The organism is Pseudoalteromonas sp. L21, from assembly GCF_021728035.1.
Classification (GTDB): domain Bacteria; phylum Pseudomonadota; class Gammaproteobacteria; order Enterobacterales; family Alteromonadaceae; genus Pseudoalteromonas; species Pseudoalteromonas arabiensis.
Genome location: NZ_JAKKCV010000006.1, coordinates 172,033 through 191,688, shown reverse-complemented (window position 1 = coordinate 191,688; position 19,656 = coordinate 172,033). Strand labels below are relative to the sequence as shown.

20 protein-coding genes are annotated in these 19,656 nt (G+C 41.4%); 10 read left to right on the top strand and 10 right to left on the bottom strand.

Annotation, left to right across the window (positions count from 1 at the left end; translation table 11 throughout):
* Positions 1–47 precede the first annotated feature (47 nt).
* Complete coding sequence (locus L3V41_RS17275) at positions 48–947, top strand: Dyp-type peroxidase (protein WP_062570078.1); 900 nt, start codon at positions 48–50, stop codon at positions 945–947.
* On the opposite strand, the gene argR is transcribed toward L3V41_RS17275, so the two are convergent.
* A complete protein-coding gene (gene argR, locus L3V41_RS17270; protein ID WP_062570079.1) occupies positions 944–1,411 on the bottom strand; it encodes a transcriptional regulator ArgR in 468 nt (155 codons plus the stop codon). The genes L3V41_RS17275 and argR overlap by 4 nt on opposite strands.
* Before the next feature lie 225 nt (positions 1,412–1,636).
* Here argR and mdh point away from each other — a divergent pair, with 225 nt between their 5' ends.
* On the top strand, positions 1,637–2,572 hold the full coding sequence (gene mdh / locus L3V41_RS17265; protein ID WP_062570080.1) for a malate dehydrogenase: 936 nt from the start codon (positions 1,637–1,639) through the stop codon (positions 2,570–2,572).
* Positions 2,573–2,667: 95 nt separating this feature from the next.
* On the opposite strand, the gene ispB is transcribed toward mdh, so the two are convergent.
* The gene (gene ispB / locus L3V41_RS17260; RefSeq protein ID WP_237114817.1) at positions 2,668–3,639 is read right to left on the bottom strand and encodes an octaprenyl diphosphate synthase; all 972 of its coding nucleotides are present in this window, start codon (positions 3,637–3,639) and stop codon (positions 2,668–2,670) included.
* A gap of 410 nt (positions 3,640–4,049) precedes the next feature.
* Between ispB and rplU the strand changes: the two genes are divergently transcribed.
* The 5 genes from rplU (at position 4,050) to L3V41_RS17235 (ending at position 6,957) form a co-directional block, all read left to right on the top strand.
* A complete protein-coding gene (gene rplU, locus L3V41_RS17255; RefSeq protein ID WP_036965957.1) occupies positions 4,050–4,361 on the top strand; it encodes a 50S ribosomal protein L21 in 312 nt (103 codons plus the stop codon).
* Between the two features lie 17 nt (positions 4,362–4,378).
* Positions 4,379–4,636 carry a 50S ribosomal protein L27 gene (rpmA, locus tag L3V41_RS17250; RefSeq protein ID WP_054551015.1) on the top strand — a complete coding sequence of 86 codons (258 nt, stop codon included), beginning with the start codon at positions 4,379–4,381 and terminating at the stop codon, positions 4,634–4,636.
* Between the two features lie 157 nt (positions 4,637–4,793).
* Positions 4,794–5,945: an Obg family GTPase CgtA gene (gene cgtA / locus L3V41_RS17245; protein WP_193988331.1), complete on the top strand. Its 1,152-nt coding sequence runs from the start codon at positions 4,794–4,796 to the stop codon at positions 5,943–5,945.
* A gap of 66 nt (positions 5,946–6,011) precedes the next feature.
* On the top strand, positions 6,012–6,503 hold the full coding sequence (folA, locus tag L3V41_RS17240; protein WP_237128170.1) for a type 3 dihydrofolate reductase: 492 nt from the start codon (positions 6,012–6,014) through the stop codon (positions 6,501–6,503).
* Positions 6,504–6,582: 79 nt separating this feature from the next.
* Complete coding sequence (locus tag L3V41_RS17235; RefSeq protein WP_062570084.1) at positions 6,583–6,957, top strand: DUF3718 domain-containing protein; 375 nt, start codon at positions 6,583–6,585, stop codon at positions 6,955–6,957.
* 383 nt (positions 6,958–7,340) lie between these two features.
* Here L3V41_RS17235 and L3V41_RS17230 read toward each other — a convergent pair whose 3' ends face one another.
* From L3V41_RS17230 to lptD, 7 genes are all read right to left on the bottom strand, one after another.
* Positions 7,341–9,356 carry a methyl-accepting chemotaxis protein gene (locus tag L3V41_RS17230; RefSeq protein ID WP_062570085.1) on the bottom strand — a complete coding sequence of 672 codons (2,016 nt, stop codon included), beginning with the start codon at positions 9,354–9,356 and terminating at the stop codon, positions 7,341–7,343.
* Positions 9,357–9,498: 142 nt separating this feature from the next.
* Positions 9,499–10,314, bottom strand: coding sequence for a symmetrical bis(5'-nucleosyl)-tetraphosphatase (locus L3V41_RS17225; protein ID WP_062570086.1), 816 nt, complete (start codon positions 10,312–10,314; stop codon positions 9,499–9,501).
* 6 nt (positions 10,315–10,320) lie between these two features.
* The gene (gene apaG, locus L3V41_RS17220; RefSeq protein ID WP_036965974.1) at positions 10,321–10,710 is read right to left on the bottom strand and encodes a Co2+/Mg2+ efflux protein ApaG; all 390 of its coding nucleotides are present in this window, start codon (positions 10,708–10,710) and stop codon (positions 10,321–10,323) included.
* On the bottom strand, positions 10,694–11,500 hold the full coding sequence (rsmA, locus tag L3V41_RS17215; protein ID WP_062570087.1) for a 16S rRNA (adenine(1518)-N(6)/adenine(1519)-N(6))-dimethyltransferase RsmA: 807 nt from the start codon (positions 11,498–11,500) through the stop codon (positions 10,694–10,696). The genes apaG and rsmA overlap by 17 nt, the downstream gene beginning before the upstream one ends.
* Positions 11,497–12,489, bottom strand: a complete 993-nt coding sequence (pdxA, locus tag L3V41_RS17210; protein WP_062570088.1) for a 4-hydroxythreonine-4-phosphate dehydrogenase PdxA — start codon at positions 12,487–12,489, stop codon at positions 11,497–11,499. Before pdxA ends, rsmA begins: the two co-directional genes overlap by 4 nt.
* 5 nt (positions 12,490–12,494) lie before the next feature.
* The gene (gene surA / locus L3V41_RS17205; RefSeq protein WP_062570089.1) at positions 12,495–13,787 is read right to left on the bottom strand and encodes a peptidylprolyl isomerase SurA; all 1,293 of its coding nucleotides are present in this window, start codon (positions 13,785–13,787) and stop codon (positions 12,495–12,497) included.
* A gap of 36 nt (positions 13,788–13,823) precedes the next feature.
* The gene (lptD, locus tag L3V41_RS17200) at positions 13,824–16,070 is read right to left on the bottom strand and encodes an LPS assembly protein LptD (protein ID WP_237128169.1); all 2,247 of its coding nucleotides are present in this window, start codon (positions 16,068–16,070) and stop codon (positions 13,824–13,826) included.
* 103 nt (positions 16,071–16,173) lie between these two features.
* Between lptD and L3V41_RS17195 the strand changes: the two genes are divergently transcribed.
* The 3 genes from L3V41_RS17195 to djlA are packed head-to-tail and all read left to right on the top strand — an operon-like array spanning position 16,174 to position 18,713.
* Positions 16,174–17,175: a phosphotransferase gene (locus tag L3V41_RS17195; protein WP_193988333.1), complete on the top strand. Its 1,002-nt coding sequence runs from the start codon at positions 16,174–16,176 to the stop codon at positions 17,173–17,175.
* Positions 17,172–17,837, top strand: coding sequence for an N-acetylmuramate alpha-1-phosphate uridylyltransferase MurU (murU, locus tag L3V41_RS17190; RefSeq protein ID WP_237128168.1), 666 nt, complete (start codon positions 17,172–17,174; stop codon positions 17,835–17,837). The genes L3V41_RS17195 and murU overlap by 4 nt, the downstream gene beginning before the upstream one ends.
* A 15-nt stretch (positions 17,838–17,852) precedes the next feature.
* On the top strand, positions 17,853–18,713 hold the full coding sequence (gene djlA / locus L3V41_RS17185) for a co-chaperone DjlA (protein WP_237128167.1): 861 nt from the start codon (positions 17,853–17,855) through the stop codon (positions 18,711–18,713).
* Here the strand turns inward: djlA and L3V41_RS17180 are convergent.
* On the bottom strand, positions 18,696–19,589 hold the full coding sequence (locus L3V41_RS17180) for a DUF3530 family protein (protein WP_237128166.1): 894 nt from the start codon (positions 19,587–19,589) through the stop codon (positions 18,696–18,698). The genes djlA and L3V41_RS17180 overlap by 18 nt on opposite strands.
* Positions 19,590–19,656 lie beyond the last annotated feature (67 nt).

The window sequence follows — 19,656 nt, the reverse complement described above, 5'->3', positions numbered from 1 at the left end:
CTAAATTGTTGATTGTGTGCCTGATAATGAATAGCTAAGGATTCACTATGGCGCAAGCGCAATCTGGGATTTGTGCTGAAGCAAACTTACATGGTTTGCACCTGTTTTTTAACGTCTATGATGGCCACGATGAGTCATTACGAAAAAAGCTAAAGCGTGTAAATGTAATACAAGACGAATTTTCTGATCAGTTCTCTGAGGCTATGCTGTCTTGTGTTGTTGCTGTTGGGGCGCAATATTGGCCGCATATATTGCCTGAGTTTATTCCAAGTCAATTACAAAGCTTTCCAAATGTCACACACAGTGAACATGTTGTAAGCGCACAACCGTTCGATTTATTTGTGCAAATTCGCTCTGACCGTGAAGACGTCAATCATTTATTTGCCCTGCAAATTTTAAAATTGTTTACACCGGATGTTGAGCTAGTGGAGCAAGTTCGTAACTTTCGCTTTTTAGATGGGCGAGATTTTAATGGTTTTATCTACGCCGGCGACACACCTCACGGTAGACAAAAACGCAGTACGGCACTAGTCAATAAACCAGGGCATTTTGAAGATCAAGGTAGTTATATTCATGTGCAGCGGTTTGTCCACGATCTAACGGTGTGGCAGTACTTGTCTTTATCAGAGCAAGAGCAAATAATGGGGCGTACTCGCCTTGATAATACCTTAGTTGTGCCGGCAATTGAAACGAGCCATGCAGTGAGATCAGAGCTCAAAGATGAGCATGGTCTGCCGCTATTACTCAATCAGAGTATGCCATTTGGCGACGTTCACAAACAGGGCATACTCATGGTGTCGTGTGCCGCACAAGGTGACTCATTTGAACACGTACTGAAAAGTCGTTTAGGGCAGGGCGAGCATTATGATCATTGGCTTGATTTTACACAAGCTGATATGGGTTCGGCATTTTTCGCCCCGTCAGTGAATTTTCTAAAGCAACTTTAAACAGTATCGAATAAGGTGCGAACACGCTCAAGCGTAACATCAATTTCAGACACTTTTGCAGGGGCGATAAAAATAGTATCGTCACCTGCAATGGTTCCTAGCACACCGTCTGCTTTACCTAATGAATCAAGTAAACGTGCAATAAGCTGCGCAGCCCCTGGACTGGTGCGAATAATGATCATCATTTCGTTATGCATAATGTCGATAACAAGCTGACGCAACGGGCTTTTCGCCGTTGGTACGCCCATTTCGGCCGGTAAGCAATACACCATTTCTTGTTTCGCGTTACGAGTACGTACCGCACCAAATTTACTCAACATGCGCGAGACTTTACTCTGGCTGATGTTATCAAAGCCTTGCTCTTTTAATGCATCTACAATTTCACCTTGTGAGCCGAAGTTTTCTTCTTTTAATAACGATTTAAACGCTTTGATTAGTGCTTCTTGTTTATCTTGAGGTTGCATGCTGTCGTATCTTTATTCATAAAATGTGAAGTAATTCTACACAATTATGCATACTTATGCAGTATTTGTTTGAATTTGTCGGCTAAATGAAGGCACTTTACAACATAGTTTACAACTATGGTCGAAATTATATGCGAAATAAGCAGGATAAATTTGTTTTTAGTCGCTAATTTCATTATCTTTAGGGCCACAAGTATTTCCTACCTCAAATTACGGAGAATTCCAATGAAAGTTGCTGTTTTAGGCGCAGCTGGCGGTATCGGCCAAGCATTGTCTTTATTATTAAAAACAAGTTTACCTGCAGGTTCTGAATTATCGTTATACGATGTTGCCCCTGTTGTTCCTGGTGTAGCGGTTGATCTTTCTCACATCCCAACAGACGTTAAAGTTGAAGGCTTTGGTGCTGACGACCTAGATGCAGCATTAGCTGGTTGTGATATCGTTCTTATCCCAGCGGGTATGCCACGTAAGCCGGGTATGGACCGTGCGGACCTTTTCAACGTAAACGCAGGTATCATCAAAACATTAGCTGAAGGCATCGTAAGAAACTGCCCTAAAGCGTTAGTAGGTATCATCACTAACCCAGTTAACGGCACTGTGCCAATCGTTGCTGAAGTATTCAAAAAAGCGGGCACTTACGATGCGAATCGTGTATTCGGTATCACAACACTTGACGTGATCCGTTCAGAAGCATTTGTTGCTGAACTTAAAGGTTTAAGCGCTACAGACGTTAAAGTTCCAGTGATCGGTGGTCACTCAGGTACGACTATTCTTCCTCTTCTTTCTCAAGTTGAAGGTGTTACTTTCACTGACGAAGAAGTTGCAGCATTAACACCACGTATCCAAAATGCAGGTACTGAAGTTGTTAACGCTAAAGCGGGTGGCGGTTCAGCGACGCTTTCAATGGGTGCAGCCGCAGCGCGTTTTTGTATGTCTTTAGTTAAAGGCTTACAAGGTGAAGACGTTGTTGATTACGCATACGTTGCAGTTGAGAACGGTGACGCAGCCTACTTCGCACACCCAGTACGTTTAGGTAAAAACGGTGTTGAAGAAATCCTTTCTTACGGTGAATTAAGTGCTTTTGAAGAGCAAGCTAAGAACGATATGTTAGCGACACTTAACAAAGACATCCAAGAAGGTGTTGATTTCATCAACGGCTAATACCCAGATGAAAATGGGGGTATTCTCTAGAGGATGACCCTAATAATAAAAAAGCCTGCAATTGCAGGCTTTTTTGTGGCTCGAATAAATTGGGTTTAATGATCCCGCGCAACGGCGATGCGGGCTAAACTCTCAAGTGCTTGCTTGTACGGTGTATCTGGTAAAAAAGCAATACAAGCAATCGCTTTGTCGGCTTCTTGTTCTGCTTTTTGCATCGCAAACTCAAGAGCTTTAGTATCAGCTAATGCCGTTAGAATGCTCTCTAAGTGATCCATACCATTACCCAGCTCAATGGCTTCGCGTACTAGCTTAACTTGCTCTGGTGTGCCTTTTTGCATTGCGTAGATTAGCGGTAGGGTAGGTTTACCTTCAGCTAAATCATCACCAATATTCTTACCAAGTTGCGTGGCATCAGCATTGTAATCAAGCACATCATCAACAAGCTGGAAGGCGGTGCCTAAATGCATGCCGTATAAGTTTAAGGCATCAAGGGTTTGTTGATCTTGCTCAGTGATAATGGCTGCTAAACCGGTCGCTGCCTCAAATAATTTGGCAGTTTTACTATAAATAACCTGCATATAGCTTTGTTCTGTGGTGTCAGGGTCATTACAGTTCATTAATTGTAGTACTTCGCCTTCTGCGATGACATTCGTTGCATCTGCAAGTGTTTGCATAATAGGCATTTTACCTAGCCCAACCATTAACTGGAATGAACGAGTATAGATAAAGTCGCCTACTAATACGCTCGCTGCATTACCAAACTCGGCATTAGCCGTGGGTGTTCCTCGGCGTAGGTTAGACTCATCTACTACATCATCATGTAGTAAGGTTGCGGTATGAATAAACTCTATGATGGTGGCAAGCGTAATGTGATCTTTACCTTCATAGCCTAATGCTTTTGCCGCTAAAATAGCTAACATAGGGCGTACACGTTTGCCGCCGCTGTTTACTATATATAAGCCAAGTTGGTTTACCAATGCGACATCTGAGCGCATTTGGGCGTGTATAAGTTGATTGACGTCATTCATTTCACTTTCGATTAACGTCTGGATAGCTTTTATATCCATTGATCTCCGAGCCGATTTTTATGGGTATACGGGGCTGATTGTACATCAAAAATCGCACTTGCTCGATATTTTGTGACGATTCACCAAAAAAACACCTTAAAGTTTTTTATTTAGAGCTAAATTTGTCGAGTTAAGTTTATCACCTTGTTTAATAAGTAATCGGTATTACTACCTCGGTGACTCGGTTTTGTGACTGAAATTTAATTGTCACAAGATCGTAAAAAGCGCTTGGCAAGAGGCGTTTTTAGGATAAAATAAGGGAAAATATTGAATTGCTCTCAATGCAGCTATTTTTTATTCATTTTATCGAAAAAGAGGCTTGCTAGTTTTTGCGCATTAGCGTAAACTTCGCGCCCTATTGAAGAATATTTTAGTTGCGTCGATTTGAGGGCGCACAGACGGAGTTAATTATGTACGCGGTTTTCCAAAGTGGTGGTAAACAGCACCGTGTGACTGAAGGTCAAACAATTCGTCTTGAGAAATTAGACGTTGAAACTGGTGCAGCAGTTGAATTTGATTCAGTACTTTTAGTTGCTGATGGTGAGAAAATCGAGATCGGTGTACCGTTCGTAAACGGTGGTAAAGTGACAGCTGAGGTTGTTTCACACGGTCGCGGTGAGAAAGTGAAGATTGTTAAATTTAGACGTCGTAAGCATTCTCGTAAGCAAATGGGCCATCGTCAATGGTTCACTGAAGTTAAAATCACTGGCATTAGCGCTTAATTTAGAGGTACTGAGAAATGGCACATAAAAAAGCAGCTGGTAGTACTCGTAACGGTCGCGATTCAGAAAGCAAACGTCTAGGTGTTAAGCGTTTTGGTGGCGAATCAGTTCTAGCGGGCAGCATCATTGTTCGTCAACGTGGTACTCGTTTCCACGCTGGCGCTAACGTAGGTATCGGTAAAGACCACACTATCTTCGCAAAAGCAGATGGTAAAGTTCAATTCGAACAGAAAGGTCCTTTAAACCGTAAATACGTAAATATCGTAGCTGAGTAATCATCTCGATATTTGAAAAACCCCGCCTTTGCGGGGTTTTTTGTTTTAAGGCACTCGATTATATAGCTAAGCATCTTCGGCACTGTACGAAGATGCTTAGCTATATAATTAGGTGTATAATAGAGTTATTAATAAGCCAATCTTAAAGTGAGTAATCATGAAGTTTGTAGATGAAGTAGAAATTCGTTGTGACGCGGGTGATGGCGGCAGCGGTGTCGTATCTTTCCGACGTGAAAAATATGTGCCGGATGGCGGTCCTGACGGCGGTGATGGCGGCGATGGTGGCAGTGTCTATTTACAAGCTGATGAAAACTTAAACACACTTATTGATTATCAATTTGAGCGTTTTCATAAAGCAGAGCGTGGCACAAATGGTCAAAGCCGTAATATGACGGGTAAAAAAGGTGCAGACCTTGTGTTAAAGGTGCCGGTTGGCACACGTATTACGGATGTTGATACTGAAGAGTCACTAGGTGACCTTACTCAACACGGTCAAAGAACGGTTGTTGCTAAAGGTGGTTTCCATGGCTTAGGGAATGCACGCTTTAAATCGAGCACAAACCGTGCTCCTCGTCAGAAAACATTGGGCACACCTGGTGAGGTTCGTAGTTTACGTTTAGAGCTAATGTTACTTGCAGATGTCGGTTTACTGGGTTTACCAAATGCAGGCAAGTCAACGTTCATTCGCAGCGTATCTGCAGCTAAACCGAAAGTGGCTGATTATCCGTTTACTACATTGGTACCAAACTTAGGCGTGGTTCGTCCTGATGCTAATAAGTCATTCGTTATTGCTGATATCCCAGGCTTAATTGAAGGCGCATCAGACGGTGCAGGTTTAGGCATTCGTTTCTTAAAGCATCTAGAGCGTTGTCGCGTACTTTTACATATTATTGATGTGATGCCTATTGATGGTTCGAACCCTGTCGATAATGCCTTTGCTATCATTAATGAGCTACACCAATACAGCCCTAAGCTTGCTGAGAAACCTCGCTGGTTAGTATTTAATAAGATTGATCTACTACCAGAAGATGAGGCTGAGGCTTTATGTAAGCAAATTGCTGAGGAGATAGGCGAAGAGACAAACGTGTATCAAATTTCAGCAGCAAATAAGCAAAATACGCAAGCCTTGTGCCATGACATTATGGCGCTATTGGATAGCATGCCAAAAGAGAAGTTTGCTGAAGAAGAAAAAGAAGAAGTTGAATTTAAGTGGGATACTTATCATCAAAAAGCAACATCGAAAGATGATGACGATTGGGATGATTGGGACGAAGATGACTACGACGTTGAAGTCATTTACGAACGTTAAAATTTTAAATAAAAAAGGAGCTTTTGCTCCTTTTTTGTTATTAAGAAAAAAGTATTAGGATTTAATGTGAAAATTTCAATGATTGCTGCAATGGCAAATAACCGTATTATTGGCCAAGATAATCAAATGCCATGGCATTTACCTGCTGACTTACAACACTTTAAGCAAGTAACAATGGCTAAACCTGTTATTATGGGCCGTAAAACATTTGAATCTATTGGCCGACCTTTACCAGGGCGTCAAAATATTATTATTAGCCGTAATGCGCAATATAAAGCTGAAGGCATTGAGGTTGTGACTTCGCCAGAAGCGGCGCTAGCCCTTGTAAAAGGAGAAGATGAAGTGATGATCATTGGTGGTGGAAATATCTATCAGCAATTTCTTGCTCAAGCTGAACGCCTATATTTAACCTTCATCGATTTGGATGTAGAAGGTGATACACAGTTCCCAGATTACGAAAATGTTGCTGATTGGACAATTGTAGAGCAAGAGCAGAAGCAACCAGATAACAAAAATCCTTATTCATATACCTTTGTTACCTTGTATAAAAATTCGTAACATTATTGCGATGAATCAGATTGATTGGTACAATAATAGTCAATCTTGGTAAGTAAAAAGTATTACATAAGGGCAAAATATGATAAAGCTACCAAATATGTTACTAGCTGCGGCGGTTGTTTCGGCTTCAGTTGCGTACACTGCACCCGTTAAAGCTAATGATCAACTAGCTGTTTCTATTTGTGAGTATATTGCTGCGGACGACAAAAGCCGTTTACGTGGTAAATTAAAAAGTTCACGTATTAAAATTCGTAACATCATTGATTCTGTAAAGTGTAATGGTAACAATATGCTTCGCCACGCGATTGAAAGCGGTGCAAATGATACCGGCGAATACATTGTTAAAAACCTTTCTAAAAGCTCTTTAGAAGACGGTGCAGACCTTGCTTGGGCTGAATCTAATCATAGTGGCTCGCCTCTTATTGCAGTTATTAAAGAGCGCGCAGGACTTTAATTCCAAAAGTCTTAAAAGCAAGCGTTTGAAAAACCGCACATGTTGCGGTTTTTTTGTGCCTGAGTGATATCAATCCGCAATAATACTCAATCATTTTGAGGGATTAAACCTGCGCTACCTGCGTTAAAAAGTTCTTATTTACGACACGGCATGGATGCAGAAGGTAGAGCAATGCAGGAGCAATTGCCGAAAACAACTTAATAACGAAATTTTGCCTTGTTATCAATGAGGTTTTATTGCCTCAAAACAGACCACTTAATTAAGCGAATTGGTATCATTGCTGTTCGCGAGACATTTATCAAATATTCCTGATTTTACTTATAAAAAAACCGTATTTGCTATGGCAAACACGGTTTTTAGTAATCTAAATTGTCAGTCGCAATCTACACTTTAAACGCGTCAACAGATAAGCGAAGCTCCTCGGCAAGCTTAGCGACTTCAGAGCTTGAGATGTTGGTCTGGTTAGCCCCTTCTGCTGTTTGCTCTGCGATTGCAACGATTGACTCTAAGCGTTCGCTAATTTCTTGTGATACTTGCTGTTGCTCGTGTGCCGCTGTCGATATTTCCTCACTGACATTATGTGCTTGTGCAACGGCTGCAGTGATTGAATCAAGAGCTGTATTGGCCTGATCTGATTGCTCAACACATGATTCAGCTTGTTGCTTACCTTTCGACATAGCCGATACAGCAGCTTCAGCGCCAACCTGAAGCGATTCAATCATAGCTTGAATCTCTTGCGTAGACTCTTGTGTTTTACTTGCTAGAGAGCGTACTTCGTCTGCTACAACCGCAAAGCCTCGACCTTGTTCACCAGCACGTGCAGCTTCAATAGCGGCATTCAGTGCAAGCAGGTTAGTTTGTTCTGCAATACCACGAATTACATCTAAGATACCGCCAATCGACGCGCTGTCTTTATGAAGCTTATTGATAACTTGCGATGCATCATCCACCTCACGAGCAAGCTGTTCAATAGTTGCTTTGTTTTGCGATGAGATACCTTTAACACGATCCGCTTCTTTATCTGCGTTTTTAATTTCACTCAACGCCTGCTGTGCACTGCTGCTTACAGCTTGTGAGGTGCTGCTCATTTCAGTGGTTGCGGTGGCTGCCTGTTCAACCTGAGCTTGTTGGTTACGGATGGCTTGGCTAGATTCTTCAGTGATTGCTGAAGTCTCTTCAGATGCCGCAGCAAGCTGAGTTGAACGAGAGATAATGCCTTGAATAAGCGTACGCAAGCTTTCGATTAGTGTATTACAGCTTCGCGATAACTCACCAAACTCATCTTTGGCAGTGTCATCTAAACGTTGGGTCATATCGCCACTTGCAACAATATCGAGTACTCGGTTTACTTCAGCAAGTGGCTTAGTGATACGACTAACGGTAATCGCTGCAACAGCAATGGCAAGTAAAGTTGCGATAACCATGGCAATCCAAGTCCAAATAGTTGCTGTAGATACATTACCACTTACATCTTGCTGCAAGTCGAAAGCAAGCACTGTCGATTGATCTACAAGCTCTTTAAGTTGCTTTAGGGCTTCTGCCGTCGATTTTTCTGCATTTGCCAGCTCAGCCTGAGTTTGTGCAATAGCATCAATCAAACGCTTTTTATTTGCAGATAAGCTGTTATTTCCTTTTACATTTTTAGCTAGTGCTTCGTAGTAGCCGTTCAGATCATTAAATAAACCCGCATTGCTATCAATAATAGCAGGGCGAATTAAACCTAAACTACGCTCAACTTCTTCAAGGTAGTATGTTTGCTCATTTTTTATGATATCGAGGGTGTTGTGGGTTTTAACCGTTAGCATGTCGGTACTATTTGTTACCACAGACTGAAAATTATTTTCCATGCTATTGGCTGCTTGATAAGCGCGTGAGTTGTTTTCTTCAAGTCCATCGATGTCAATAATATCAAGCACGACTGAGTTGGCGTCTTCAGCACTGATCTCAATCTCTTCTAATTGAGTGCGAAGGGTTTTGTTAAGTTCTAATTGGGTTTTCTTATCGGCAAATAAGTTATCGACAGATTTAACAAAGCGTTTGTAGGTTTGCTCAACTTGCTGGCTGCTTTGCTTAAGTTCAGGATCGTTACTAACAACATCTTGTAAATCTTTATATGAGCTATCGTAGCGCTTTTTCTGCTCATTAAAGTTTTTGCGTAAGCTTGCAAGCTCATCTTGAGAAGCTGAATAAAAGCTCGCTTGAGCAGATTTACTCATTAAAATGAACTCGACCTGTAATTCATAACTTTTGTCTAAAGCAGGCAACGATAGTTGGTTCACTCGCTGTGTTGATTGATCAATACTGGTAATTCTGATCAATGAGTTACCACCAATAAATAGCAGGAGTAACGTAATGACAATGAAGCCACCCCAAATACGCTGTCTAACGGTCAAGTTCATAAATAATTCCACAAAAGAGTACTAATCCAAATTTATCGGCAGAGTTACCAATAAGTTAAGTATTTAAATTTAATTAGCTTTAATTTAAATTTACTTTAATTGTTATAAATCTAACAGATGTTCAGCTAATTTTCAGTTTATTTTAGATGAAAGAGTGGGAACTTTCGATAAAATGCTTCTTTTGTGCGAGTTCCATGAGTGTCATGCTCCCACCCCAAACGCAACCTGTATCAAGTCCATGCACATTTTCTTTATTGGTTTTTCCTTCAAGAGCAGCCCAGTGGCCAAAAACAACGTGTTGTTTTAATTGTGAAATGTTAGGGTGTTCAAACCAAGGTATTATTGAGCTATTGTCACTAACATTGGTTTTATTATTTAACTCAAGCTTGCCATCAATATCGACAAAGCGCATACGTGTAAAGTAGTTAACAATATAGCGAAACTTGGCTTCGTTGCTTAAAGTTGATTGCCACTCATTAGGGTGGGGGTCGTACATATGAGTGAAGTAATGATTGGCATCACTACCTTGATAGCAACTTTCTGCAAAGCGAGCGCGCTTTAATGCTTTTTTAATGGACCAGTTTGGATTTAAGCCAGCATGGCTGATAAAAGTGTCGTACTGTGCAAGCCAAATTGCAAGAGGTTGATGCTGAAGAAACTGGATATAGTCAGCACGTTTAGGGCTGTCAAAAACCGAGTCGAGTTTATCTTTTGGGTTTGCCGGTTTATTTAGATAGTGACAGGCAATGAGGTGCAGGTCATGATTGCCTAAACTGATACTCACACTGCCTTGCATATTATAGAGCCGTTCAAGGCAAGCAAGAGAATTAGGGCCTCTGGCGACAATATCACCGACTAAGTAGAGGTGATCTTGGCTAGGATTAAAGTTAACACGCTCGAGGAGCCTGTTAAATTCAAAATAGCAGCCTTGTAGATCACCAATTGCGTAGTCGGCCATTGTTACTTAATGCAGTATATTAGGGCGAGCTAGACGAAACACGTCAATGGGGGCTTCAAATTCAGTGCCGAATTCATTGCGCATTGTATAATAGCCTTGCATTGTGCCAACAGGTGTATCGAGCACAGCACCACTGGTGTATTTGTAACTTTCGCCAGGGGCAATGGTTGGTGTTTCACCAACAACTCCTTCGCCCTGTACTTCAACTTCTTTACCATTAGCATCCGTTATTAACCAATAACGGCTCAATAGCTTAGCGCTGCACAAACTGTGATTTTTAATAGTGATTGAGTAGGCAAAAACGTATTTATCCTGTTCAGGTTCTGATTGCCCTTCAACATAAAAGGTCTCCACAGAGACTTTTATAGGTGAACCCAGATTACTGCTTGTTGTCATAAATCCAATTAGCTATATCAATAAATTGTTGTAAAGACAGGCTTTCTGCACGAAGCGTGATATCAATGCCAATACTTGTGAGCTCTTCAGCTGTAAGTAGGTTTGATAAACTGTTACGTAATGTTTTACGGCGTTGATTAAATGCTTCTAAACAGACCGTGTTCAATAGTTTGGTACTTTTTGCACTACGTTGCTCAGGCTTTTTAGGGATTAAACGGATGACCGCTGAGTCAACTTTAGGCGCAGGCTTAAAGCACTCTGGCGGAACATCAATCACTGGCATCGCGTGGCAATAGTACTGGGTCATCACACTTAAACGACCAAATGCTTTGCTACCAGGGCCTGCTACCATGCGCTTCACGACTTCTTTTTGTAGCATGAAGTGCATATGTTCAACATTGTCTGCAAATTCAAATAGATGAAAGAGTAGCGGTGTTGAGACGTTGTATGGCAAGTTACCAAATATTTTTAGCTTTTCATCTGCTTTTATCAAAGCACTGAAGTCGAACTTCATAGCATCACCTTGATGCACAGTTAACTTAGGTCCTAAAAAAGGATGACTGGTTAAACGCTCGGCTAGATCTTTATCTAGTTCAACAACAGTTAAATGGCCACTTAGCTCAGCCACAGGCTCAGTAATAGCCCCAAGGCCTGGGCCGATTTCTACTAAATTGTCTTCAGGTTTAGGATCAATAGCCGTGACTATTTTGTCGATGATCATGTCATCATTTAAAAAGTTTTGACCAAAACGCTTACGGGCGCGATGTCCTAAATGTACTTTATCTGTCATTGATTTTGTGCTTTTTCATGGGCGAGCTTAATCGCTTCGCGGATTGCTAATTCAAAACTACCCACATCAGCTGTACCAGTTCCAGCGAGATCGAGAGCTGTACCATGATCGACTGATGTGCGAATAAATGGCAATCCAAGGGTGATGTTAACTGAATTGCCGAAACCTTTGTATTTTAGCACAGGTAATCCTTGATCGTGATACATTGCGAGTACCGCGTCTGCCTGAGATAAATATTTATCTTGGAAAAGGGTATCGGCGGGTAATGGCCCTATTAAGTTCATACCTTGATTATTTAAAAGCTCAAGTGTTGGTGTTATCGTTTCGATTTCTTCACGGCCTAGGTGGCCATCTTCACCTGCATGCGGGTTTAAACCGCATACTAAGATACGTGGCTTTTCGATTCCAAACTTGGTTTGTAAATCATGGTTTAAAATTGTGGCAACCTTGCTCAGACGTTCTACCGTAATTGCTCGTGAAACATAAGCCAGTGGTATATGAGTGGTAACAAGCGCAACACGTAAGCCCTCAGTGGCTAATAGCATAACAACATCGGCGGTGTTTGATTGCTGAGCAAAATACTCAGTGTGACCACTAAATGAGATACCCGCTTTATTGATAATACCTTTATGCACGGGGCCAGTGACTACAGCAGCAAAGGTGCCATCCATGTTTTTTTCGCTGGCAATACGTAATGTGTCTAAGACATACTGTCCGTTGGCATCATTTAACACGCCAACTTCAACCTCTTCACCAAGATCAACTTGATGTAAATAAACACTCCCTGCAGGAGCCGTTGTAGGTGCTTGATTCTCATCAAACTTAATCAGGTCGATTGATAATCCTAGTTGCTTAGCGCGCTCTTTTAATAGCGCGCCATCAGCGATCACAACCAGTTGAGCATCCCATTGATGTTGAGCTAGTTTTATTAGTAAATCTGGGCCTATGCCGGCAGGCTCACCTGGGGTTATTGCTACTCTAATTGTCATGACGCTTATTCTGCCGGAAAGATATCAACATGGGCTTGTTCACGCATTTCTTGCTGCCAGTTGAAGCTTTCTTCTTTAAATTTACGGTTAAACAGTAATTGATGAGCACGGTTGCGTTTTGCCAGTTCTGTTTTGTCTGCTACGCGTTTGCCCAGAAGTTGTACAATGTGCCAGCCGAACTGAGTTCTAAATGGTTCACTGATTTCATCTTTTTCTAATGAAAGAAGAGTGTTTTTAAACTCAGGTACATAGGTACTAGGGTCAGTCCAATCGTACTCGCCACCTTTTAATGCTGAACCTGGGTCTTCAGAGTATTCTTTTGCAAGCTCTGCAAAGTCAGCTTTGCCTTCACGTAGCTCTTTTGCGAAGCCTTTTAGCATATCACGGGCTTTCTCTTCACTTAAGATGATTGAAGGCTTAATAAGAATATGGCGAGAGCGTACTTCTGTTGTTTCAACAACTTGGCGTCCACGTACGTCTTGAACTTTAATAATATGAAAGCCTGCGCCTGAGCGAAGTGGGCCAACAATATCATCTTTTTTATGGCCTTTTACTGCCTCAGCAAAAAGAGAGGGCATTTCATTGATGCTCATCCAGCCTAGTTGACCACCTTCAAGTGCTTTTGAGCCACTTGATGATGAAATTGCAATACGTTTGAACTCTTTACCATCTTCTAAGAACTCGATGACTTTATCTGCGCGAGTTTTTGCGCTCGCAATTTCATCAGGTGTTGCATCACTTGGGATATCAATCAAGATATGACCGATGTCATACTCTTCGGCATTTTTACCCTGAGTTTCCATGATTTTTAAAAGGTTATCGATTTCTTGTGGGCTAATATAAATTCGGCGATCGACATTGGCACGCATCACTTGCTGGGTTGTTATTTCTTTACGGATTTCTTCGCGATACGCAGGGAAACTTTCACCTGACGCTTCTATCGTGCGACGTAAATCAGCGATGCTACCGCCTTGCTCACGCGCCATGTTTTCGAGGGTCTGATCAAGTTGTGAATCAGAAATCTCAAGACCCATACGCTCGGCAAGTTGCATCATAAGCGCTTGGTTTACTAAACGCTCAATTGCTTGAATACGCAGGGTGTCATCAGAAGGAAGCTCTTGACCTTGTTCTGCTGCTTGCGCTTTAACACGATTAATAATCGTGTCGACTTCACTTTGTAAGATTACGCCTTGGTTAACTACACCAACCACTTTGTCAATTTCGACAGGCTTGGCGAAAACGCTTTGGCATAGGCCAACTGTTAATAATGCAGATGCAAATAATTTTTTAAAATTCATATTTTTTCTAATACTCTTGCTAATAGTACTGCGGTACTAGTTATTAAGAAAATACGGTCTACGATAGCCAAAAATACCTTGTTGTAATAATTTTTGCGCATCATAACGGCTTTTACTTCCAAGTCCTTTTAATACAATATTAAAACCAATACTGGTATCAAAAGTAGCTTGTTCTTGGCCTATCGCTTGATTCAAATCAGTTTCAATTTGGCGACGGCCTGTAATTTGAAACGCCCAACAGCACGATTCATACTGAAGACCGGTGAAAACTTCAATACTACGACCACTTTCTAAATCGCGGTGGTAGCTACCAACAAATTGCCAATCTCTTGTTAGTGGAATACTCGTAAATAAACCAACTTGTTCGATTGTATTGCCTGAGACATCATTTGCATAGCGATGGTTCAATTGTACAAGCTGTTTATCATCACCTTTATAATCTAAGGTGACATTAGATTGGATGATTTCTTTACCGTCGGTGTCATATTGAATACCACCAGACAAATACCAGCGACGGTGCCAATGTAACATGGTTTGCGCTGCAAACAAGGCATTGTAATTGGTATCTGTGCCTAATCCTTGAGATGTTGGTTTTGCTTCGTCGCTTAAATAGAATATTTGACCGGCACTAAAATTAAAGACTTCTTCATTATCGTTACTAAATAAACGCGTTGTTGCACCGAGTGTAAACTGGTTCGCTGTTGCAATACGATCGATACCTGAAAAGCGACGATCTCGAAACAACCCAAAAAAGTCATCTTGTAATTTAGTGGTGTCGTACAGGCCAATATTTGATTGATCTTTATTTGGTGTATACAAATACTGAATCTGTGGCTCTAGAGTTTGTATACCGTCTTTAAAGAAAAAAGCGGTTTCACGTTCAAAGTTTAGTTGGCTGTATAAACGGACTTTTGGCAGGGTACGCGTGACTTTTTCATCAAAATTAGTTCCGCTCAAATCACCATGCTGGTTATATTCTGTATGCAGTAAACTGACCTCAGATAAGAATGACCATGCATATTCTTGATAGCCTAAGCTTGCTTTGGGCTCAATGTGAAGACGGCTTGCTTCATCAATCACAGCATTATCATTGGTGAAATAGCTTAATTCACCATCAATGGTCAAATCGACACCATAAAAATCATAGGCATCAGTTTGCGAAAAGCTGATTTGCGGTAAGGCGGCATATGAATCTTTATGATCTCCCAGTACCTCAAAGCTTTGTAATTTGATATTGGTGCGCCACGTTTCTCCTAAATGCGTCAAAGAACCTGTGCGGTAAAGCTGAGTATCTGTGCGCGTTGCGTAGCTTGAATTTAAATCTGTTAGGTAATTATCATCACTGACGTTAGTTACATCGATTGCACCACGCCAATTTTCGCCAAAGTAGCTTTGTTGTTGCCAGTGGAATAAATAACGTGAGTCAACATTCGGCTCTTCGTCATCTTTATCTAAGTACTCGACGGCAACTAAACCATTGTTATGTTCAGTCAGATAACGGAACTCACCAATCATCTGTAAACCACGTTTAGACATATAACGCGGGGTAATAGTCGCATCATAATTTGGTGCGATATTCCAGTAATAAGGGGTGATGGTTTCAATCCCGTAACGGCCTGAGCTTGAGAAGTTAGGTGTGAGTAAACCTGACTTACGGCGATCATCTAACGGGAACGTAAAATAAGGTAAGTATAAAACAGGCGTATCAAACACACGCAGAACAGTATTATGGGTTTCGCCCCAGCCATCATCACTTGATAGATCAATTTTATCAGCTTCGATTGTCCACACGGGTGTTTCACCAGGGCAGGTAGTAAAGCTTGCGTTCATCAGGTTTAGGCCAGACTGATTAACCGTTAGTTTTTCTGCACCACCATGACCAAGTTGGTCGGTGAGCTTATAGTCTGCACCCAGTAAGCTTAACTCTGAGTTATTTAAATCAGCATTGAGTCCCGAGCTGTTAATTTGGCTTACTTTATCGCGATAGACGATAGGCCCAGTTGCATTAAGTAGACCACGTTGTTTGTCAATCAGTGCACTTTGTGCGGACAAATTCATCGTTAGGGTGTTAATATCTACGTTGCCGGTAAATTCTGCGCTTTGGGTGCCCAATAGTTCAATATCATCAGATTTGATATCGATCATATTAAGTTCAAGGCCTGGGAGCGGTTGCCAAGCTCTGGTTTGCATTGAAGTGCCACAAAGATTGTGTGTCAGTTCAGTTTCGGCGAACGATGGTGCGCTAAGTACGCTTAGCATCATTATGCCCCAGGTTTTGCTCATTTAATGACCTTAATGCTCTTTGGTTGGATATAAGCTAGACATAATAAAGGAAAACAATGGCAAATACAGTAATTGACTTAGTGAAAAATAGATATCTTACTAAATGAATCGTTATAAAAGTTTACAGCAGTTTTTAAATCCTCACTTTAAAGAGGATGAATATCAGTTAGCCGCCATTACTGGTGATGCAAGTTTTCGCCGCTATTTTCGTGTAAATACAGGCGATCATAGCTATATCGTCATGGATTCAGACCCAAATAAATTAGATAACACACCTTATATTGAACTTAATAAAGTGTTTTCTAAGCATGGCTTTAAATTACCAAAAATTCTTCAAGCAGACGAGAAGCAAGGGTTTTTCTTATTAAGTGACTTAGGTAATACACACTTAGCTGATTTACTTGGTGATAATGATCGCACCTCACACTATAAACACTTAATAAAATTAAGTGCGCAATGGGCTCAAATCCCGCCAGCCCAGCATATGAAAGTATTTGATAGTGAATTTTTACAGTTTGAACTAAGCATATTCAAAGAATGGTTAGTTGATGCGTTTATTGGTTACACGATGCTGGATGAGCAGCAAAGCATGTGGCAGCGAGTATGTGAGTTACTGATAAATAATGCCCTTGAACAACCTAAAGTAACAGTGCACCGTGACTTTCACAGCCGTAATATTATGCGTACCGGCCAGCAGTGGGCGATTATTGATTATCAAGACGCAGTGCAAGGACCTGTTTGCTACGATCTCGTATCTTTATTAAGAGATTGCTATTTTCAGTTACCAGAAAAAGAGCTCGACTATTTATTACACTATGCGTATGACGAGTTTATCGCGCAGCAACTTATCAATGACGTATCATTTTCAGCGTTTAAGCGCTGGTTTGATTTAACCGGTGTGCAACGTCACTTAAAAGCCGCAGGCATATTTTGCCGCTTAAAATTACGCGATGGTAAGTCAGGTTATTTGAATAATGTACTGCCCACCCTTAAATACATTAGTAGCGTAAGTAAAGAATACCCTGAGCTTGAAACATTAAGTGAATGGATGGAAACAATCATTATTCCTTTAACTGAAAAGCGATTAGCGGTAGAGATAAAATGAAAGCAATGATTTTAGCTGCAGGGCGTGGCAAGCGGATGATGCCACTGACCGAGCAGCTACCAAAGCCAATGCTTAAGGTTGCTAATAAGCCATTACTTGAGCACCATATTAATAATTTACGCCAAGCAGGTATTGTAGATATTGTCATTAATCTTGCGTGGCAAGGCGATAAAATAAAAAGTCACTTTGGTGATGGAACTGCTTTTGGTGTGAATATTCAGTACAGCCAAGAGCCCGAAGGCGGACTTGAAACCGCTGGGGGAATTATCCACGCTCTTCCTTTGCTAGGGGAGCAATTTGTGGTGATAAATGGTGATGTATTTTCTGATTATGATGTCAGCTCATTAACTCAGCTACATTTGCACTCTGGTGAGGCGCATATCGTACTGGTTGAAAACCCAAGCCATAACCCTACAGGAGACTTTGCGTTGAGCCACATGAGCCCTGAGAGTCAGAAGTATACATTTTCTGGAATTAGCCGATACCATAGTGACTTTTTTAAAGACCTTGAAGCTGGAGTGCTTGCGTTAGGTCCTATTTTACGTGAAAGATTAGCTGAACACCGCGTGTCAACTGAGCTGTATATTGGTCAATGGAATGATATTGGCACACCAGCTAGGCTCGATGAGTTAAATCAGCGCTTAGCTTCTCAAGATTTTTAAGAGGATGTATTGACGATGTGGGGAAAAGTACTGGGTTTTTGTTTTGGCTTTATGTTTGGAAAATTCATAGGTGCTTTACTCGGTTTATACCTTGGTCATATGTTTGATCGCAGCTTAAAGCAAGACTTTGATAAAGCGGGGGGCTTTTCAGGTTTGTTTAAAGGCGATGATATTAACGAACGCCAAGCACTGTTCTTCTCGAGTTGTTTTGCTGTGATGGGGCACATTGCTAAATCAAACGGTCGAGTAAGTGAAACTCACATTCGTGCCGCAAGTTTGTTTATGGATGAGATGAACTTGTCAGGTGATGAGCGTCGCGAAGCACAAGATGCGTTTCGAAGTGGTAAAGAAAGTGACTTTTCACTAAAAGAAACGGTTCATGATTTTAAAGAACGTTTCGCACGCCGCCATGACTTATTACAACTATTTTTAGAAATACAAATTCAAATGGCGTTTTCCGATGGTCATTTAGCTGAACAAGAAAAGCAATTATTGCAAGAGGTCAGCAAACAATTAGGAATATCTCGTACTCAGTTTTCATTTTTACTTAAACGTTATCAAGCAGAGTTTGCATTTCGTCAGCAGCAACAACGCTTTTATGAGCAGCAAAATCAACAGCGCAGCTCGCATAATGAGCATCAAGGTCATCGGGTGCCACCGAATAATGGTATGAACCGTGCCCAAGCCTTAGCATTACTTGGATTAAGCAATGATGCAACTTCGCGTGATATCAAAGTTGCGTATCGAAAGCTCATGGCGCAGCATCACCCAGATAAGCTGGTGTCACAGGGTCTACCAAAACATATGATGGAAGTCGCAATAAAGAAAAGTCAGGATATTCAAGCTGCGTACGAATACTTAAAAAAGGCGGCGTAGAAAGCCGTCTACCTCTTTGAGCAGCCGCTCGTGTTGTTCAGGCTCAGTGGGTAAGCCAAACAGTTCCCTTTGACGATAATCGTACTTTGCATGGCGTTTTACCCAGCGCTTTCGCTCATGAGCACTGTGTACGATATCTTGATTACCCTCACTGTAAAATATATCCAGTAGCGGTGGGCTGATTGTCGATAGTGTTGCGTTAAGGTGCTGGTTTCGCTCACCATTTGGTAAATAACCACTTAGGCTGATAAATGCGTTTACACTGGTATTAGGGAAACTGGCGTAATGTTCAATTAATAGCCCTGCGCTGGCACCTTGTGCAAGGACGATAATAGCGCCTTGTTCATCTAAGGCATTATTATAGAGCGCATTAAAGCGAGTAATTAGTTTGAGCTTATAGTCATTGAGTACAGCATCACTAATTGTTGGAGTTGCAGAGGCGAAGTGAGGAGTTTGCTCTTTTGGCTCTGTTGATGCTGTCGCAGTGTCACTTTGTGTATTGTTTGATTGTGTATCCGTGTCAGCAGGATGCCAATCTATATCAGGCATCGTCATGGCTGAAGTGGCATAACCTAAGTCATTAAGCTGTTTACGTAGAAAGTTTAGGCCAGTATTACTGGTCGGCGGGTGTTGCCAATCTGGAATGATTAAAACCACTCCTCGTTGAGTTGCCGCCATCGATTGACGATAAAGACAGATAAACTCATCATCACCAGCAAGCAAGGTACGCACCTCACCATCAGGAATAAAGCGCTGAATATCGTTACTAACGATACTTGACCAAGGTGTTGGTTGAATGAAGTCGAGTGCACTTACATTGCTTATAAACGCAAAACTAGTGGCGTAAAGTAATGTATTTAATACTCTTAAAGTCATGCCGATATCCTAACTGAAGTCTAATTAGACTATCGGCACCTCATGCTAAATATTTAGCAATATTATT

Excerpts from the sequence above, each read along its gene's own strand:
- L3V41_RS17275 (WP_062570078.1), top strand. The coding sequence starts at position 48 with ATGGCGCAAGCGCAATCTGGGATTTGTGCTGAAGCAAACTTACATGGT.
- argR (WP_062570079.1), bottom strand. The coding sequence starts at position 1,411 with ATGCAACCTCAAGATAAACAAGAAGCACTAATCAAAGCGTTTAAATCG.
- mdh (WP_062570080.1), top strand. The coding sequence starts at position 1,637 with ATGAAAGTTGCTGTTTTAGGCGCAGCTGGCGGTATCGGCCAAGCATTG.
- ispB (WP_237114817.1), bottom strand. The coding sequence starts at position 3,639 with ATGGATATAAAAGCTATCCAGACGTTAATCGAAAGTGAAATGAATGAC.
- rplU (WP_036965957.1), top strand. The coding sequence starts at position 4,050 with ATGTACGCGGTTTTCCAAAGTGGTGGTAAACAGCACCGTGTGACTGAA.
- rpmA (WP_054551015.1), top strand. The coding sequence starts at position 4,379 with ATGGCACATAAAAAAGCAGCTGGTAGTACTCGTAACGGTCGCGATTCA.
- cgtA (WP_193988331.1), top strand. The coding sequence starts at position 4,794 with ATGAAGTTTGTAGATGAAGTAGAAATTCGTTGTGACGCGGGTGATGGC.
- L3V41_RS17235 (WP_062570084.1), top strand. The coding sequence starts at position 6,583 with ATGATAAAGCTACCAAATATGTTACTAGCTGCGGCGGTTGTTTCGGCT.
- L3V41_RS17230 (WP_062570085.1), bottom strand. The coding sequence starts at position 9,356 with ATGAACTTGACCGTTAGACAGCGTATTTGGGGTGGCTTCATTGTCATT.
- L3V41_RS17225 (WP_062570086.1), bottom strand. The coding sequence starts at position 10,314 with ATGGCCGACTACGCAATTGGTGATCTACAAGGCTGCTATTTTGAATTT.
- apaG (WP_036965974.1), bottom strand. The coding sequence starts at position 10,710 with ATGACAACAAGCAGTAATCTGGGTTCACCTATAAAAGTCTCTGTGGAG.
- rsmA (WP_062570087.1), bottom strand. The coding sequence starts at position 11,500 with ATGACAGATAAAGTACATTTAGGACATCGCGCCCGTAAGCGTTTTGGT.
- pdxA (WP_062570088.1), bottom strand. The coding sequence starts at position 12,489 with ATGACAATTAGAGTAGCAATAACCCCAGGTGAGCCTGCCGGCATAGGC.
- surA (WP_062570089.1), bottom strand. The coding sequence starts at position 13,787 with ATGAATTTTAAAAAATTATTTGCATCTGCATTATTAACAGTTGGCCTA.
- lptD (WP_237128169.1), bottom strand. The coding sequence starts at position 16,070 with ATGAGCAAAACCTGGGGCATAATGATGCTAAGCGTACTTAGCGCACCA.
- L3V41_RS17195 (WP_193988333.1), top strand. The coding sequence starts at position 16,174 with ATGAATCGTTATAAAAGTTTACAGCAGTTTTTAAATCCTCACTTTAAA.
- murU (WP_237128168.1), top strand. The coding sequence starts at position 17,172 with ATGAAAGCAATGATTTTAGCTGCAGGGCGTGGCAAGCGGATGATGCCA.
- djlA (WP_237128167.1), top strand. The coding sequence starts at position 17,853 with ATGTGGGGAAAAGTACTGGGTTTTTGTTTTGGCTTTATGTTTGGAAAA.
- L3V41_RS17180 (WP_237128166.1), bottom strand. The coding sequence starts at position 19,589 with ATGACTTTAAGAGTATTAAATACATTACTTTACGCCACTAGTTTTGCG.